Raw genomic sequence first — 17,834 nt, 5'->3', positions numbered from 1 at the left:
CGCAACTGCGGGATTTTTTTTTGACCATTCCCTCATTCGGATATGAAAAGCATTCAGTTCGGCACCAAAGATCATCCGGAAGAAATCAGAATGACCTGGGAAAAACAATTCCGGAATGTCAGAATCTGGTACAATGAAACGGAACTGGGTTCTTATCCGAGCATGAATGAATTATCCAAAGAAATAAAATACATTCTTCCCGATCACCGGGAGCTTTCATTAAGGGTAAATCCTGTTAGTTTGGATCTTGAAATTAAAGTGGATGGATTAATTCCGCGGAACACCAATAATCATCCGCCTAAAAAATTAAAGCCCCTTCAAATTTCTATCATCTTTTGTGCTTTGCTTAATTTGCTTGCTGCTCTATTTTCTAAAGAAAATTATTTTGGTGATCGAATCAATATTACCGTCGTTTATTCGGCATTTAGTATGGGGCACGGACTTTCTCTCATCTTGCTCCATAATGGAATTTCAAATTTTAGAATAATCGATCTGATGATTGTCTATTTGAATTTGATTATCCTGTTCATCTTGCCGCCCCAACAAAATTTCTCTTTTATTGTTTTCACTTCATTGCTGTTAAATGCCCGGTTATTATCCACCTATAAAAAAGAAATAAGTGCCTATATCCAATATTTACAGCAATCGCAATCCAATTCTGAGGTCATTGATTCATGAAAAAGGTATTTAATATCCGTGTTTATGGAATTCTAATCCATGAAAATAAGGTCCTGGTTACCGACGAGCACCGTTTTGGAAAATCATTTACCAAGTTTGTGGGAGGGGGACTTGAATTTGGAGAAGGAACTATTGACTGCCTAAAACGGGAATGCCGGGAGGAAATGGACCTTGAAATTGATGGCATTTCTCATTTTTATACCACCGATTTTTTTCAGGCTTCGGCTTTCCATACCTCGAATCAAATCATCAGTATTTATTATTTAGTTCAGGATTTCGATAGCCGTAATATCCGCATCTCGGAACGGGAATTTGACTTTGAAGTATCGGAAGGAGCGCAGTCGTTCAGGTGGATTGAAATGGCTGAGATTAGTCCGGAACATTTTACCTTTCCCATAGATAAAAAAGTGGCGGAACTCCTATCGGTTCATGCCTCTAATCTTCGGTGAACATATTTATCCACCCGCTTATAGAAGTCAGACGGATGTAAGGTTCTCCAGTCAATTTCATTGACATTTCCCCCCATTACCAAATAGGAATCGATATTGGCATCCTGCATATCGCGGATAACATGATCCAGAAAATTTACAAGGGCAATCCAGCCACCATCCGCGGAGATATCGTCGGACCACTCCTCATAATACAAATCGTCTGAGGCATGGAAGTTGAGCACATTTTCCCCGACCAGGATAAATTTGGAGATTCCTTCATCCATAAGTGGTTCAAGTATTTCACGCTTTAAAACCATGATATCGTTGTACAAACAATCGTTCCATTCACCAATCATTTCAATGATGCAATATCCCTGATGATAATCTGTATAAAGCAGTTTCAGGTAAAGCGTTTGCGATCCGAATTCATCCCATTGGGGATGGATATAATGATCATATACATGATTGCCAAACTCAAACTCACTGTATTCCCTGCCGTAGAACGGACTCCTCGCATCTTCTTCTGCGGTATACAGACTTCTCCAGTTATAATGCGGCTCAATATCGTGCATGGTGCAAAGATATTAAAGGCCATGCCACGGGATTCCCGTTCATAAATAATTTTTATTCCTACCGATACATCTTGTTTTTGAAAAGATAAAACCGGTATTTTTGGCAGACCAAACCTAAAAATTAGAGCACCAATTATGTTTATTCCATTTAAGAAATCATTTTTTGTTCTGGCTTCTGCAGCTATTTTACTCAGTGCCTGTGGCGACAAAACCGCCATTGATGCAGAGCGTGCCTCCATTAACCTGATTGCACAAAGTAATCCCGAAATGATTTTATCATTAAAAGCGCAGGAAATACTTGATAAATCAGGAATGAGCGACGGAGCTGTATTTCCGGGTGCATTTAAAATGATTTTTGCAGAGATGATCGATTATGTGACGGATTCCGAAAAAACGGGTATCGATTTTTCAGGTAAAAGTTTTGTGTTGGCCGACATCAATGATGAGGGGACCATTGAAAGTGTGGTTACAGTTTTCAATCTCAAAGATCCGGAAGCCTTTGCGAAGCTGATTCGTGAAGACATGGAAGTTGAACCGGCAGAAAAAAATGATTATCACTATGTGATTTCTCCTAAAAATGAAATGGCCATTTGCTGGTACAAAAAATTCGGAATGTTTATCATGACCGATCCTAACAATTTCGACATCACCAAAGAGCAAATGGAAAAATTGATGGATGAAAAAATGGCGCAGTCGATCGTAGAAACCGAACCCAATGAAAACTATGCTACCTTTTTGAAAGAAGATGCCGATTTCAGCGCTATGATTTTCTCCGGGGATATGATGAAACTCGGAAACCGCGAAGCACGTGGTAAGGAAAAGGAACAATTAGCTAACCTGATTGAAACCTTTGATGGTTCTTATACCTATTACACCGTTTCATTTGAAACCGATAAGATCTCTGCAAAAATGATCAATCATTTATCGGATAAAGCAAAGGCAAAAACTAAAGACCTGACGAAAAAGGGAGTTGATCCTTCTACCCTTTCTTTTTTGACCAACGATAAACTTTTTGGATTCTTCTCACTATCCCTCTCCCCTTCTAATTTCATGTCCTTCATCGAATCGGTAGATCCTGAAGAAATTTCTAAAGAGAAAAATCAGTTTTCCGAAAAAACAGGTATAGCATTTAATGATTTGGTGAATTCCTTCACTGGTGATTTTGCTATGAGTTTTGTAGGAATGGAAGAAGTAGAAAAATCATACGAATACCAGGATGAAGCAGGAAAAACACAAACTGAAACCTATAAATCGAACGAGCCCTTGTTCTCTGTTTCCCTTGGAATTAAAGGTGATTTACTAAAATCAATGGTAGATACCATGCCCGATCTTACAAAATCAGAAAATGGTGTTTACAAAAACAGAGACGCTTATATGGTTTTCACTCCCGGTAAACTTTACATCTCTAATTCGGAAAGTCTGGCCAATTCAGTTGCCACCAATGGTAAACTGAAAGATTTTAAAGCGGATGGACTCGAAAAGAAAGCGAGCGAAAACCCATTCTTCGGTATGTTCGACTTTAAACCTCTGGTAGCCTCCATGAGTGAACGTGAAAAAGAAGCGCGTCAGGTAATGGCTAATTGGGACAAAGTATACGCATACGGAAACATGGAAGAAATGCATTTTGAAATGACCTTCCGCAATACCGGGGAAAATGGATTATACGTAATTACAAAAGCCGTAATGGATACCTTTTTCCAATTCGAGTTTTAAGCTTTTTCTTAATAATAAAAAGTCCGGCAATTTGTCGGACTTTTTTTTACAATTTCGGTTTTTGGCGATTGGCTTTAATGTCGGACCGTCGGTTTTTATCTTCTCTTCGTTTAGCCTTTACTGCTTTGGGAACTTTGGTTGTTTTTCGCTTTTTTACCGGTCGCAATGCCGATTTTAAAAGGGCATAAAACTTTCGGATTAATTCTTCCTTATTTTTTATCTGGCTTCGGTCACCTTCTTCCGTAAGGTGAAAATACCCTTCCGAATCCATTTTGTTGGTCCAGCGCTCTAGTAAAATCGTTTTTTGGTCTTCGGTCAGTAACTCACTATTGTTCACATGAAAAATCAACTCCACCTTAGATTCCGTTTTATTCACGTGTTGACCTCCCTTTCCTCCGCTTCGGCTGGTTTTAAATTGAAATTCGGTATATAAATCAGGAATCATCCTGCAAAACTAAATCATTTGCTGCTTTTCCCGAAAAAATGGTGTTGGAATGCTATTTTTGTACTGAATTTGCACCATGTACAAGATCCTTTTAAAGCCTGTTTTTTTTCTTTTCGATCCCGAAAAAATACATCACACCGTTTTTCGTTTGATCCGGATTTCGCTTTGGATACCGGGAATGAAATCGCTCGTTCGTTCAATTTACCGCGTTAAAAATCCGGCGCTTGAAACTGAAGTTTTCGGAATTAAATTTCCGAACCCCGTAGGACTGGCTGCAGGTTTTGATAAGGATGCGCGCTTATATGAAGAATTGGGATGTCTGGGCTTTGGATTTGTAGAAATTGGAACGCTAACTCCAAAAGCACAACCTGGTAATCCTAAACCCCGTTTATTTCGCTTACCACTCGATTCCGGTCTCATTAACCGAATGGGTTTTAACAATGGAGGCGTAAGCGAAGCGGTAGAACGTTTAAAAAAACGTAGTGGTAAAATTATCATTGGTGGTAATATTGGAAAAAACAAAGTGACTCCCAATGAAGATGCAGGAAAAGATTATGAAATCTGCTTTGAGGCCTTATTTCCTTATGTCGATTATTTCGTTGTAAACGTTAGTTCTCCCAATACTCCGGGATTACGTGAACTGCAGGAAAAAGAACCTTTAATGCAGCTGTTAAATGGTTTAATGGCTTTAAATAAACAAAAACAACAGCCAAAGCCCATCCTTCTGAAAATTGCACCGGATTTAAGTGATGAGCAATTGAATGATATCATAGAAATTGTAAATGAAACGAAGATTGCCGGTGTTATTGCCACCAATACAACCATCGATCGGAGTAAGCTAAAAACCGATCCTAAAAAAGTAGAAGAAATCGGAGCAGGAGGATTAAGTGGTCTTCCCGTAAAACAACGTTCTACAGAGGTAATTTCTTATTTACATAAAAAATCGAACGGATCATTTCCAATTATTGGAGTGGGTGGAATTCATAGCGCCGAAGATGCGATTGAAAAACTAAAAGCCGGCGCAAGTCTGGTACAAGTTTACACCGGGTTTATTTATGAAGGACCATCACTCATGAAAAAGATCAATAAGGGAATTTTAAAATGGAAACAACAAGCATGAATACTGCAGTTAAACTCGTTGAGTGTCCACGCGACGCTATGCAGGGAATGAAAGAATTTGTTCCAACCGCAGAAAAAATCGCTTATATCAACAGCATTTTAAAGTGTAATTTCAACACTGTTGATTTTGGCAGTTTTGTTAGTCCAAAAGCCATTCCCCAAATGGCCGATACGGCAGAAGTGTTGGCTGGTTTGGATTTAAGCGGACCTTCAAAACTACTTGCAATTATCGCCAATGTTCGCGGTGCTGAAGATGCCTGCCGTTTTAATGAAATTAAATACCTGGGATTTCCATTTTCAATTTCAGAAACATTTCAACAACGTAATACCAATAGTTCCATTGCGGAATCGCTCGATAGGGTTAAAGAAATTCAAAATCTTTGCCTCAAAACAAACAAGGAGCTGGTCGTATATATTTCAATGGCCTTCGGTAATCCGTATGGCGATACCTGGAATGCAGAAATTGCAATGGAATGGTGCGAAAAACTTTATCGCGAACTCGGTGTAAAAATCCTTGCGCTTTCCGATACCATTGGTGTATCTGATCCGCAAAACATCGATTATTTATTTCGTTCGTTGATTCCCGCCCTACCCGAGGTTGAATTTGGAGCGCATTTGCATACTACTCCCGATACCTGGGAAGAAAAAGTTGCTGCTGCCTATCAAGCAGGTTGCAGAAGATTTGATGGGGCCATCAAAGGCTTTGGTGGTTGTCCCATGGCTAAAGATGATTTAACCGGCAACATGCCCACCGAAAAAATGATCGGCTATTTTAACGTGCATCACATTTCAACCGGAATCAATAACGATCATTTTAATCAAACATTGATCGATTCAAGTAGGATTTTCCATTGATTTCCGACACCTTGATATTCAGTCGAATTAAATAGTTACTAACATTAATTGATAAATTGTTAATAACTATAAACGATTGTTAATCAATTAAATTTAATTCTTCACCCGAAGGGGTGATTTATGGAATTTTGGGTCCTTTGTGCCCTTTTTAGTTGGACCAATAAGCAACATTTTATCCTCTTTTTAAGTTCAACTTTTATGCGCTTAGTTCTTGGCATATTTCTATTAGCAGCATTCATCCCACAGGCAAATGCTCAAAAATGCTTTTGTGATGCAGCCTCTAAAAAAGCCGGAAATGTCTATTTCCTGATTAAGGCAAATGGCGATGCTTTTACTTTTGGAGAAGGAAATTTCCGTTTTAGCACCTATACTCCTGGTGGCGGATTGCGTATTGGAACGAACATTAGCGAAGAGATTTCTATTCAGTCGGGGGTTGACTATTTTCAATTAAACCATATTTCCACAACTGGTTATTATCCCTATTCCGATCATCAAATGATTGAAATTCCTGTCGATTTTATTTTTCGTTTTCCCAATGAAATTAATCGCTTTACACCCTATTTTTCACTATCTGCCGTGAACAGCATTCAGGCAAAAGGAAAATACTATCAGGAAACAGATCCTTTAATTGCTCCAAAGTATACATCGGGTTATAGTGGATTTTATGCAGGAATCGGAGGAGGAATCCTTATCCAGTTTTCGGATCAGGCAGCGCTTAATTTTGGTTTCGGGTGGCGACAAAACCTTGCGGCTTTAAAAGAAAGTCAGAATCTGGAGATATATTCCCATCAAATCGGTGTTCAACTAGGCTTTCAATATCATTTCTAATGGTATTTTTGCATTATGAAAGCACCACTTTTATTCTGCCTTGCCTTTATCGTAGCATTTTCTTCCTGCACCAGTGAAGAAAAAAAGAATGTTATTCCTGTCGACACCTTCGCTTCTGAAAAAATTCTGATTGATTTATCCTATCCCGAATATCAGGACACGGTGGTGGTTTCCATTATGAGCGGTGTTGGATTATGTGATATAAACCTTGATCCTTCTAAACCGGATTCGTTGAAAAATCCATTGTGCGGACATGATCGTTTTCGGGTTTTTATGAATCACCGAAGTGGTAATTGGAATGAAGGATTTTTGGTTGAAGCAAAAGCAAATGTGTATTCACCGGATTTCCGCGTATTGAACATTGCAAAAATTGATGGCGTGTTTAAAGTCACCAATGATTTTGCCGGGGAACTATTGGAATTACGCACCACTCCTTCCGGCAAATATGATATGATTATTCGTTATAAAGATGGAGTAGTTGGAACGGTAGCTATCTATCATGAATGGAGAAAAAATCATTATGAACCTACCACTGTTGTCGAATTAAACGATCACTTTGTGAAAGAAGATAAAATGGATTCGCTCAATAAAGTGTACATCGATAATTTCTCCTGGGGATTCTAATGAGAAAATCATTCAAAATTGCCATTTCTGCCCTTTTAACGTTTGTTGTTTTTGGAATAGCAAATTTATTGGGACAACCCGGAAAATTTATTCCGCCCATTTACATTGATGCCATTGCATTAACCGGTATTGGAATTTATTTTGCACTTCAGTCGCAAAAAGATTCTGAACGTTTTGCTTTAATTTCATTAACATCCTCATTGGGAATCAGCGCCTGGGCGGACATGATGCAGGTGGGCGACAATACCTTTGGATTTGCTTTTTTTTCCTATGTGCTTTTAATCATTGCCAGTGTTTTTCACCTTTTCACTTTTGTGAAATCCTATATGAAAACACCCAAAGAATGGGGTCGGCAATGGATGATGTTTAATCTGTTTTTAATTGCAACCTTAATTTTTTTACCGGGTAATTTCCTGGGAAAAACCGAGGTGCCTCTCTCCGCATTTAGCTACTGGATTTGCGGATTAACTGGTGTTTCAATTGTGTGGAAATACCAAAGAGAAAATGAGCCGGGCAATGGTATTTATAATTTCATTTTGCTATTCAGTTTGTCGGCTGTATTCGACTTCCTGACTTATGCTTCCTTACGCTGGTTATTTTAATTTGCGGATAACATTAAGGTTGCAATATCTTTTCCTACTAAGGTTCCAATTGCCACACCCATTCCTCCCATTCGCACTGCACAGAATTGATGTGCATTAAGTTGCTTAACAATCGGTGACCGTTTTTCTCCAACTCCCATTACCCCACTCCAACGCATTTCGATGTTAGGTTTTTCATAAGGAATGATATGCTGATAAAGCAATTCTTCCAGCGCTTCCTGAATTCTGGAAGTCTGAATCATTTCTGTGCTTTTTTCGCCTTCGAAATCGAGATTTCTACCGCCACCCAACAGGATCCTTTTCCCAATATTTCTGAAGTAATAATAACCTTTCTGATAATGAAATGTTCCTTCCAGTTTTAGTCCCGGTATTTCTTCCGTAACCAATACTTGTGCTCTGGCAGGGTCTACATTCAATTCAGGAATTAATTGGCGGGCGAAGCCATTGGTCGTAATTAAAACCTGTCCCACCTTAAAATCGAAATCCCGGGTAATAATCCGTTGACCATCCAGGTCCTCTACCTGAATTCCGTTTAAAATGATGATTCCCTCTTTTTGGGCAAGTCGCAATAGATTAGCCATCATTTCTCCGGTATCAATTTGGGCTTCGAATTGGTTTAAAATAGCACCCTTAAATCCCGAAAAACCAAACTGGGATTCCAATGAAGTAAATTCAGAATACACTTTTTCCCCAATGCCATTTGCTAAAAGCTGATTGAAATAGGGAATTCTGGTTCTCGCCTTTTCCCATTCTTCTTCCGAAGAAAACACTTCATATCCACCTTTCCGTTCCAATCCAATGGAATGATCGCCAAGTAATTGACGCAAATTAACCAATCCTTTATAACGACGTTCCACCAATGCAAAGGTCTCTTGTTCGCCTACCGAAAGTAGGTCCTCCTCCAATTCAGTTATACTTCCAAAGCATGCAAATCCCGCATTTCTGGTACTGGCTCCATAGGGCAGGAATCCTCGTTCAAGAACCACTATTTTTTTATTGGGCGCAGTCCGTTTCAGTTCAATGGCTGCAGAAAGTCCTACAATACCACTTCCGATGATGGCCACATCGATGCCATCAAAAAATCGCTTTTTCTCCCAGTAACTTAATTGCATGGTCTTTGTTATTAGTCCTAAAGGCGAATCTAATGCAATTTTTAACGATATTTGTAAGGTAGGCTCAACCTTTGGCTTGAATGGGTGTACAGAAGAAAAATCGATCGATGAAATGGCTTGCTCATAATTTAGCGGTGCTTGGTATTTTCCTTGCATTTACTTCCTATGCCCAGGAAAAACCACCGGCGATTTTCGATAACCCCAAAGTGGTGAACAAAATGACCGGCGCTCCGATGGGGGGTGTTACAGTTACGGTTGAAAAAAATGGTTCAGTAGTAGAAACCAAAACGACAGGTTCCAACGGTAAAGTGAAGCTGAATCCAATTGAACTTGATGCCAAATACAAAATTTCATTTACCATTTCCGGATTTTACACCCGGTATGTGGAGGTCGACCTGACCAACATTCCTCCTGCACACATTCCGGAAGAAGGATATGGATTTCCGTTGGATATGTCGATGGTTCCCATCGTAGAAGGAGTGGATTATTCCCCTTTAGCCAACAAGCCGACGGGAATTATCCGTTATGACAAACGCGAGGAGGATGTTAACTGGGATTTTAAAGTGGTTGAAGCGTATAATTCAGAGCTCGCGAAAATCATTAAGAAAATTGAAGAAAAACAAAAAGGTGCTGCCGAAGCGGATGCCAAATTTGCAAAGCTGGTGCAGGAAGGTGATGCCGCTGGAACAAAAAAAGATTATACAACTGCCATTACCAAGTATACCGAAGCCATTGCCATTAAAAATGATCCGGCAGTAGTTGCTAAATTGGATGATGCCAAAAAGAAACAAGCCGAATTAGAAGCATCAAAGGGAATAGATAAACAATACCAGGAGAAAATCACAGCAGCAGATGCCGCCTTTAAACAAAAGGATTATGCTACTGCCAAATTAAATTATCAGGAGGCCGGCAAACTAAAACCCAATGAACCGCTTCCACCGCAAAAGATCGCTGAAATTGATAAGTTGATCAATGCAGAAATGGAAAAGGATAAAAATTATTCAACGGCCATTAACGACGGAAATAAATTCTTTGATGAGGGGAAATATGACGATGCGATAAAAAAATATACCGAAGCGCAGAAAATAAAACCAACTGAACAGGAACCAAAGGATTTAATTGCAAAAGCCCAGGAATCCAAAACGAATGCCGATAAAAAAAATCAGGAATTCCTTGCCTTCGTTAAAAAAGGTGACGATGCCGTAACGGCTAAGAAACTCGACGATGCCATAAGCAATTACACCTCGGCATTGGATATTAAAAAAGATCCTGCCGTTCAAGCTAAACTGGATAAAGCAAAAGCCGATAAAGCGAATTTAGACAAAGCGAATAAAGAGTATATCGATTTAATCACCCAAGGTGATAATGAACTTAACGGAAGTAATTGGGACAAAGCCATTGAAGCCTACACGAAAGCACAAGCTTTGCGTCCCTCTGAAAAATATCCTGCCGATCAGATTGCTCTAGCCAAACAGAAAAAAGCTGAAGCAGAAAAAAATGCCGCTACCGAAAAGCAGTATGCTGATTTAATGAAGCAAGGTGAAACCGATTTAAATGCCCAACAATGGGATAAAGCGATTGCCTCCTTTGAAGCAGCTAAAAAGTTCAAACCCGCTGAAAGTAAACCCCAGGAAATGATCGACCTGGCCAAACAAAAGAAGCAGGAAGCGGCCGACAAAGAAAAAAATGCTGCTATTGAAAAGCAGTATACTGAATTAATGAAAATTGCAGATGCCGATTTTACTGCATCACAATGGGACAAAGCCATAAGCGGTTATGAAGCTGCTTTAAAAGTAAAGCCTGATGCTACCAAGCCACAGGAAATGATTGAACAGGCAAAAGCGAAAAAACAAGAAGCGCTCGACAAAGAAGCCAATATTAAAAAGGCCAAAGAACTTGTTGCCAAAGCTGATGCATTCTTGCCTCAGAAAAAATACGATGATGCCATTGCGCTCTACCAGGAAGCTCTAAATCTTGATAACAATTCTGAATACCAAAAGAAACTCGATGCAGCTAAAAAAGCGAAGGATGATGCTGAATTAGCCAACAAAGAAAAAGAAGCTAAAGAAAAACAATATCAGGACCTGATTGCAAAAGCAGATGCTAATCTAAATGCAGGCGAATACGATAAAGCCATTGCCGACTATACCTCCGCACTTGGACTTAAACCCGGAGAAAAATATCCGACCGATCAGATTAATCTGGCTAAACAGAAAAAAGCGGATGCAGAAAAAAATGCTGCACTCGAAAAACAGTATCAGGATCTGATGCGCCAGGGAGAAACCGAATTGAATGCATCCGAATTTGATAAAGCCATTGCAACACTTGAAGCTGCTAAAAAATTAAAACCCAGCGAGAGTCGTCCCCAAGAACTCATCGACCAGGCCAAACAGAAGAAACAGGAACTGCTCGACAAAGAAGCGCTGGTTAAAAAAGCAAAAGATCTGGTAGCAAAAGCAGATGCTTTGGTTCCTCAGAAAAAATACGACGACGCTATTAAATTCTATGAAGAGGCTATTGGACTAGATCCGAAACCGGAATATCAGGCTAAACTGGATGCCGTTCGAAAAACCAAAAACGACGAAGAATTAGCACTCAAATCGAAAGAGGAACAAGAAGCGAAATACAAGGAATTTATTCAGCAGGGAGATGTGGCATTTGATAGTGGCGATTGGAATAGTGCCATTAGTGCTTATACTTCGGCATTGGGAATTAAAGCCAATGAAAAATACCCTGCCGATCAAATTGCGAAAGCCAAAGCCAAAAAGGCAGAGAATGAAGCCCTCGCAAAAAAGGATCAGGAATTTGTTGAATTTATGGCTAAAGCAGATGCCGATTTCAATGCAGGTAATTGGGATAAAGCCATCGAAAATTATAATAATGCGTTAAAAGTTAAACCCAGCGAAAAAACACCAAAAGATCAAATTGCAATTGCCACACAAAAGAAAAATGAACAAGCAGCGCAAATTGCATCCGAAAATGAAAAGAAAGCGAAATCGAAAGCCGCATTTGATGCAGGAATGACGCATTATAATGCCGGAGAATTTGATTTGGCAATCTCGCGTTTCGAAGAAGCTTTAACCTATACGCCCAACGATAAAAATGCGTCGGATTATCTCGAAAAAGCACGTCAGGAAAAAGACAAAAAGTTCGCAGATAAAAAACGGATGTATGATGATATGATCGCTTTTGCCGACAAAGAATTTAATGCCGGTAATTATGAAGATGCTAAAGGATATTACGATCGTGCTGCCAACATCATGAAGGACCAATCCTATCCCAAGGAACGTTCTGCCGAGGCCCAAAAGAAAATCGACGAGAAAAAACAAAACGAAGCATTACGCTCACAATACAATGAGGCCATTAAAAAAGCAGATGCCGCATTTAACGCTGCACAATGGTCTGCTTCTATCCCACTCTATGAGGCGGCGAAAAAAATAATTGGTACAGAAACCTATCCGGATGATCAAATTGCAAAAGCGAATGCAAAAATTCAGGAACAAAAAGACTTAGAAAATAACAAGAAGAAACTTGAGGAAGAGTATTTGAAAAAAATAACTGAGGCCGACAAGTTCTTCAAATCAGCTTCCTATGATGAAGCCATTCAGGAATACAATGCAGCGCTTGCATTAAAACCGAATGAACAATACCCAAAAGATCAGATTGCAGCTGCCAATAAAAAGAAAGATGAAATCAGAGCGAAAGATGAACAGGCGCGTTTAGATCAGGAATATAAAGATTTAATTGCCCAGGCGGATGCTGCCTTTGCTGCTTCACAATGGGATCAGGCAATTGATGTTTACAAACAGGCAAAAAGCAAAAAGCCAGCTGAAAAATATCCGGATGATCAGATTGCTAAAGCCAATCAGAAAAAAGCGGAGGAAGCTGCTAATGCTGCCAATAATGCCAAGTTAGAAGAGCAAAAAAGAAAATACCAGGCCAAGGTTGAAGAAGCCGATCGTGCCTTTAATAGTGAGCAATACGAAGAGTCGAAAAAGATTTATGCTGAGGCAATGAAAATCAAACCTGACGAAACCTATCCGCAGGAGATGATCGACAAAGCCAATATTCGCCTAAAAGAAATCTCACAAGGTGAAATCAAGAAACAATACGATCTTATTATTGCGCAGGCTGATAAAGATTTTGATGCCGGAAATTATGCGGATGCAAAAATGTATTATGAACGTGCCATTAAATTAAATGCTACCGATCAGCATCCAAAAAACCGGATTGAGGAAATCAACAAGAAATTGAATGATAAGCTCGCCGAAGAAGAAAAAAGGAAAAAATACGATGCCATTGTTAAACGCGCAGATGGAGAATTAGGCAAGAATGATTTTGACAAATCCATTGCATCCTACAATGAAGCTTTAGGTATTTATCCAAGTGAACAATATCCTAAGGATAAAATTGAAGAAGCAAAACGACTCAAAGATGAATTAGCGGCCAAAGCAAGTGCTAAAGAAAAATATCAGATTGAGTACAACAAAGGAATGAACGAATTTAATGCCGGTGCATTTGATAAAGCCATCGTTCACTTTGAAAAAGCACTTGAAGCTATTCCCGGTGATAAAGACGCGACCAAAATGCTTGAGAAATCGCGTGAGGAGTTAGAAAACAAAAAAGCATTTTTCGAAAATCAGTATAAGGCCATTATTGCTGCAGCAGATGAGAATTTTAATAACAGTAAGTGGTCCGACGCCAAAGATTTATACAAACGGGCTTTAACCTTTAAGCCGAATGAACAATATCCAAAGGATCAGCTGGAGAAAATTAAGTCCAAAGAAAATGCTCAACAGGGTGCTTCAGATTACAACAAGATAATAGCAGAAGCCAACAAGAACTTTAATACCAAAAACTACACGGAAGCCCGCGATTTATATGTTAAAGCATCCGATCTTCAACCTACCATCGAATACCCTAAAAAACGAATCAAAGAAATTGATGCGCTATTAGGAGGTAACAGTAATAACTCCAATAACCAGGGATTCAATCAGCAAAAAGTACAAAACCAAGGCAACAATGCACCGGTTCTTAAAGAATCGTATTATGGAAATCCTGTTGATATTGATATAAAAGAAGCGCAGGCTTTAATGGCAAAAACCAAATCGGAGCTGGATGAAGCCCGTTGGTCGAGCTCGGAAGATGAAAAGCTGGCGGTTGATGAGCAAAACAGGATTGCCACAAACAAGCAGGACGAACGAAGAATTGAAAACGACCAGAACTTTACTGTTGTCGAAGAAAGTTTTGAAACCTATAGTGAAGAAGGTGAGAAAAAACGTGCCGATAATGTAAGTGGTTATGCCAATTTGAAAGAACAACGCGAAGTGGCGAATTCAGAATTGAGCGGATCTCGTAATGAGGTATTGCTGGAGAATAGTCGTGTTTACGAACAAATGAAAACCGACTACGTGTACAGTGAAGTTGGAACCGACATGATTCGTCGCCAAAATGTCCGCGATATCGGAGATCAAAAAGAGGACATTTACACGACCGAAACTACACTCGAAGGAAATGCTACTGAAAAACGTTACAGCTCCAGCGAACAGTTAACGCAAGATAATTATCGTTTAACCGATCAACTTGCACAGGAAGATATTATTCGTCAGGAAAAACATATGAATCTTTCCGATTTCAAAGAACAACGCTATGAAATGGAAGGTACACTCGAAGGAAATGCAACGGAAAAGAGATTAGATAACAGCGAAAAACTGACACAGGATAATTACACCCTCACTGATCAATTAGCGCAGGAAGATATTATTCGCCAAGAGAAAGAACAAAACATTTCACAGTTTAAAGAAGATCGTTACAACCAGGAAAGCACCCTTGAAGGGACAGCTACTGAAAAACGATTAGGCACCAGCGAAAAACTGACGCAGGATAATTATACACTCACTGATCAATTGGCGCAAGAAGATATTATTCGTCAAGAGAAAGAACAAAACATCTCTCAGTTTAAAGAAGACCGCTACAATCAGGAAAGTACACTCGAAGGAAGTGCCACTGAAAAACGTTACAGCACCAGCGAAAAACTGACACAGGATAATTATACATTAACCGATCAATTAGCGCAGGAAGATATTATTCGCCAGGAAAAACACATGAACCTTTCCGACTTCAAAGAACAACGCTATGAAATGGAAGGAACACTGGAAGGTAATGCTACTGAAAAACGCCTAGGTACCAGTGAAAAACTGACGCAGGATAATTATACGCTAACCGATCAATTAGCGCAAGAAGACATTATCCGTCAGGAAAAAGAACAAAACATTGCACAGGTAAAAGAAGATCGTTACAACACGGAAAGTACACTCGAAGGTAACGCCACTGAAAAACGTCAGGGAACCAAAGATCAACTCACCGAAGAACTCATTCAACGCGAAAATCATTATGCGGATATGGGGCAGAATGCCGGTGAAAACAATAAAAAACTTCAGGAAGAAAAGGATTTCAGAAATCTGAAGGAAGAAGAAATTTCATCACACGGTGATTTGGTGCGCGATAATAACCAGGAAAAACTGGAGAATACCAAGTACCAAACCAACGATCCGTTCAGTGGCAATACTGCCCGTTTAGTAAGTGAAAAATCGTTCCAGAAAAACGACGGACAGGGTCGTCCGCTTGAAATTACCATTCAACGCATGGTGCGCGATGGTGAAAATCTTCACGAATATTTGATGATTACCAACCGAACCGGTAACTCCTACTTTAAGGATGGAAAACCCATTTCTGAAACTCAATTCAGCGTTGAAACCGCCGTTCCGAAAGAATAATTATTTCCGAATCACCGAGTGATATAAATCCTCATATAAAGGCAGCACTTTCTCAATATTAAAACGAGAGGCAACCTCTAAAGCATTCGATTTAAACTGTTCAAATTTTTCTGGATTCTTGAGAATGGAAATGGCATTTTTAGCCATCTCTTCCACGTTACCCACATCACTTAAAAATCCGGAATAATTTTGAACGTTAACTTCCGGAATACCTCCTGTATTACTACTGATAACCGGCACGCCTGCTGCAAGTGCTTCCAATGCGGCAAGACCAAAACTTTCTGTTTCTGAAGTGAGCAAAAACAAATCGGACAACCGCAATAAATCGATGGTCTGTTTCACCTTTCCAACAAAAATCACATCACCGCATAAATGAGAATCGCGACACATTTTCTCCAGGGCGTGACGTTCAGGTCCATCTCCAACCAATAATAATTTCGACGGAATTTCCTTTCTCACTTGCTCAAACACTTTCATCACATCCCCTACTCGCTTAACGGGACGAAAATTAGAAATATGTGTAAGAATAAATTCACCATTCGGTGCATAAATTTTTCGCAATCCTTCGTTACGGGGAACTTCATATTCGTCCGGACAAATAAAATTGGGAATCACTTTGATGTCACGTTTTACGTGGAAAAATTTTACCGTGTCCTGTTTTAAACTTTCGGAAACCGCAGTAACTGCATCACTTTCATTGATGGCAAATGTAATTACTGGTTCAAAGGATTCATCTTTACCCAATAAGGTGATATCCGTTCCATGCAGGGTGGTGATATATGGAATATCGATTCCTTCTTTTTTAAGAATTTGTTTGGCCATATAAGCTGCACTGGCGTGAGGTATGGCGTAATGAACATGCAATAAATCGAGCTTTTCATATTTCACCACGTCAACCAACTTACTGGTTAAAACGAGTTCGTAGGGCTGATAATCGAATAAGGGATAATCGGAAACCCGAACCTCGTGATAAAAAATATTTTTCTGGGCACCGTTGAGTCGAACCGGTTGATCGTAGGATATAAAATGAACCTGATGTCCTTTATTTGCAAGTGCTATTCCTAACTCCGTTGCCACTACTCCGGACCCTCCAAACGTGGGATAACACACTATTCCAATCTTCATTGCTGGTGAATTTGATTTCAAAGTAACAAATAAGACGATTGAAAGTTCCTTTAATTTTAAAATTGATTATTTTTCCTTTTGCCGAATTATTGGCATTTTTGCATTATGGCTTCAATCCTCTATAAAACTCCCGAAGAAATTGAACTGATGCGAAACAGTGCCCAATTGGTTTCCAGAACCCTTGGTGCTATTGCAGAAATGATTGGTCCGGGTGTTACTGCGCTTCAAATCGATAAAATTGCCGAAGAATACATTCGCGATAACGGTGGTACACCTACATTTTTAGGCTATCATGGTTATCCGAACACCTTATGTGTTTCCATTAATCAGACTGTTGTTCACGGAATTCCAACCAAGAATCCGTTTAAAGAAGGAGATATTGTTTCCGTGGATTGCGGGGCCAAACTCAATGGCTTTCATGGCGACCATGCCTTTACGTTTGCCATTGGAGAAATTAATGAAGATGCCAAAAAACTTTTGCAGGTCACTTATGATTGCCTGTACATCGGAATATCTAAAGTTAAAGCAGGTAACCGAATTGGAGACCTATCTAATGCCATTCAAATCCACGCCGAAAAACACGGTTACGGAGTGGTGAGAGAGCTTGTTGGTCACGGTTTGGGTAAGGACCTCCACGAGGAGCCTCAGGTGCCAAATTATGGCCGAAAAGGATATGGACCGAAAATGCAGGAAGGACTGGTAATTGCCATTGAACCGATGATCAACATGGGTACCCGGAATATCCGTCAATCTTCGGATGGTTGGACCATTACCACTGCCGACAATAAACCCTCAGCGCATTTCGAACATGATGTAGCTGTTGTAAATGGAAATGCAGATATTCTTTCCACCTTCGATTTTGTAGAAGCAGCGCTCGAAAAACGAGGAATGTGGAAACCATCCTCTGCCCTGGCGATTCACAAATAATGTTAATGAAGTAATTCTTCGCTTCAA

General features: G+C 39.7%; 14 protein-coding genes. 10 read left to right on the top strand and 4 right to left on the bottom strand.

Features of this window, described 5'->3' with window-relative positions; genetic code table 11:
• Positions 1–42 precede the first annotated feature (42 nt).
• Positions 43–678 (top strand): hypothetical protein, encoded by a 636-nt coding sequence (locus K1X56_04095; protein MBX7093881.1) that lies wholly within the window; start codon positions 43–45, stop codon positions 676–678.
• Complete coding sequence (locus K1X56_04090) at positions 675–1,127, top strand: NUDIX domain-containing protein (GenBank protein MBX7093880.1); 453 nt, start codon at positions 675–677, stop codon at positions 1,125–1,127. The genes K1X56_04095 and K1X56_04090 overlap by 4 nt, the downstream gene beginning before the upstream one ends.
• Here the strand turns inward: K1X56_04090 and K1X56_04085 are convergent.
• A complete protein-coding gene (locus tag K1X56_04085; GenBank protein ID MBX7093879.1) occupies positions 1,106–1,681 on the bottom strand; it encodes a hypothetical protein in 576 nt (191 codons plus the stop codon). The genes K1X56_04090 and K1X56_04085 overlap by 22 nt on opposite strands.
• 135 nt (positions 1,682–1,816) lie before the next feature.
• Between K1X56_04085 and K1X56_04080 the strand changes: the two genes are divergently transcribed.
• Positions 1,817–3,394, top strand: a complete 1,578-nt coding sequence (locus K1X56_04080; GenBank protein ID MBX7093878.1) for a DUF4836 family protein — start codon at positions 1,817–1,819, stop codon at positions 3,392–3,394.
• Positions 3,395–3,440: 46 nt separating this feature from the next.
• Here K1X56_04080 and arfB read toward each other — a convergent pair whose 3' ends face one another.
• A complete protein-coding gene (gene arfB, locus K1X56_04075; protein MBX7093877.1) occupies positions 3,441–3,839 on the bottom strand; it encodes an aminoacyl-tRNA hydrolase in 399 nt (132 codons plus the stop codon).
• A gap of 76 nt (positions 3,840–3,915) precedes the next feature.
• On the opposite strand from arfB, the gene K1X56_04070 reads away from it, so the two are divergent.
• The 5 genes from K1X56_04070 to K1X56_04050 all read left to right on the top strand — a co-directional run bounded on the left by K1X56_04070 (position 3,916) and on the right by K1X56_04050 (position 7,867).
• Positions 3,916–4,959, top strand: a complete 1,044-nt coding sequence (locus K1X56_04070) for a quinone-dependent dihydroorotate dehydrogenase (GenBank protein ID MBX7093876.1) — start codon at positions 3,916–3,918, stop codon at positions 4,957–4,959.
• Entirely contained in the window at positions 4,956–5,813 is an 858-nt protein-coding gene (locus K1X56_04065) for a hydroxymethylglutaryl-CoA lyase (GenBank protein MBX7093875.1), read from the top strand. Before K1X56_04070 ends, K1X56_04065 begins: the two co-directional genes overlap by 4 nt.
• 198 nt (positions 5,814–6,011) lie before the next feature.
• Positions 6,012–6,641: an outer membrane beta-barrel protein gene (locus K1X56_04060; GenBank protein ID MBX7093874.1), complete on the top strand. Its 630-nt coding sequence runs from the start codon at positions 6,012–6,014 to the stop codon at positions 6,639–6,641.
• Between the two features lie 15 nt (positions 6,642–6,656).
• Positions 6,657–7,265: a hypothetical protein gene (locus K1X56_04055; GenBank protein MBX7093873.1), complete on the top strand. Its 609-nt coding sequence runs from the start codon at positions 6,657–6,659 to the stop codon at positions 7,263–7,265.
• A complete protein-coding gene (locus tag K1X56_04050) occupies positions 7,265–7,867 on the top strand; it encodes a hypothetical protein (GenBank protein ID MBX7093872.1) in 603 nt (200 codons plus the stop codon). The genes K1X56_04055 and K1X56_04050 overlap by 1 nt, the downstream gene beginning before the upstream one ends.
• Here K1X56_04050 and K1X56_04045 read toward each other — a convergent pair.
• Complete coding sequence (locus tag K1X56_04045; GenBank protein ID MBX7093871.1) at positions 7,864–8,979, bottom strand: FAD-binding oxidoreductase; 1,116 nt, start codon at positions 8,977–8,979, stop codon at positions 7,864–7,866. The genes K1X56_04050 and K1X56_04045 overlap by 4 nt on opposite strands.
• 107 nt (positions 8,980–9,086) lie before the next feature.
• Between K1X56_04045 and K1X56_04040 the strand changes: the two genes are divergently transcribed.
• Positions 9,087–15,755 carry a hypothetical protein gene (locus tag K1X56_04040; protein ID MBX7093870.1) on the top strand — a complete coding sequence of 2,223 codons (6,669 nt, stop codon included), beginning with the start codon at positions 9,087–9,089 and terminating at the stop codon, positions 15,753–15,755.
• Here the strand turns inward: K1X56_04040 and bshA are convergent, their stop codons facing one another.
• Entirely contained in the window at positions 15,756–16,880 is a 1,125-nt protein-coding gene (gene bshA / locus K1X56_04035) for an N-acetyl-alpha-D-glucosaminyl L-malate synthase BshA (GenBank protein MBX7093869.1), read from the bottom strand.
• Between the two features lie 105 nt (positions 16,881–16,985).
• On the opposite strand from bshA, the gene map reads away from it, so the two are divergent.
• Positions 16,986–17,807: a type I methionyl aminopeptidase gene (gene map / locus K1X56_04030; protein ID MBX7093868.1), complete on the top strand. Its 822-nt coding sequence runs from the start codon at positions 16,986–16,988 to the stop codon at positions 17,805–17,807.
• The last annotated feature ends 27 nt before the right edge of the window (positions 17,808–17,834 follow it).

It is taken from the genome of Flavobacteriales bacterium, assembly GCA_019694795.1.
Lineage (GTDB): Bacteria > Bacteroidota > Bacteroidia > Flavobacteriales_D > UBA2798 > UBA2798.
This window is presented reverse-complemented; position numbering and strand designations above follow the sequence as displayed.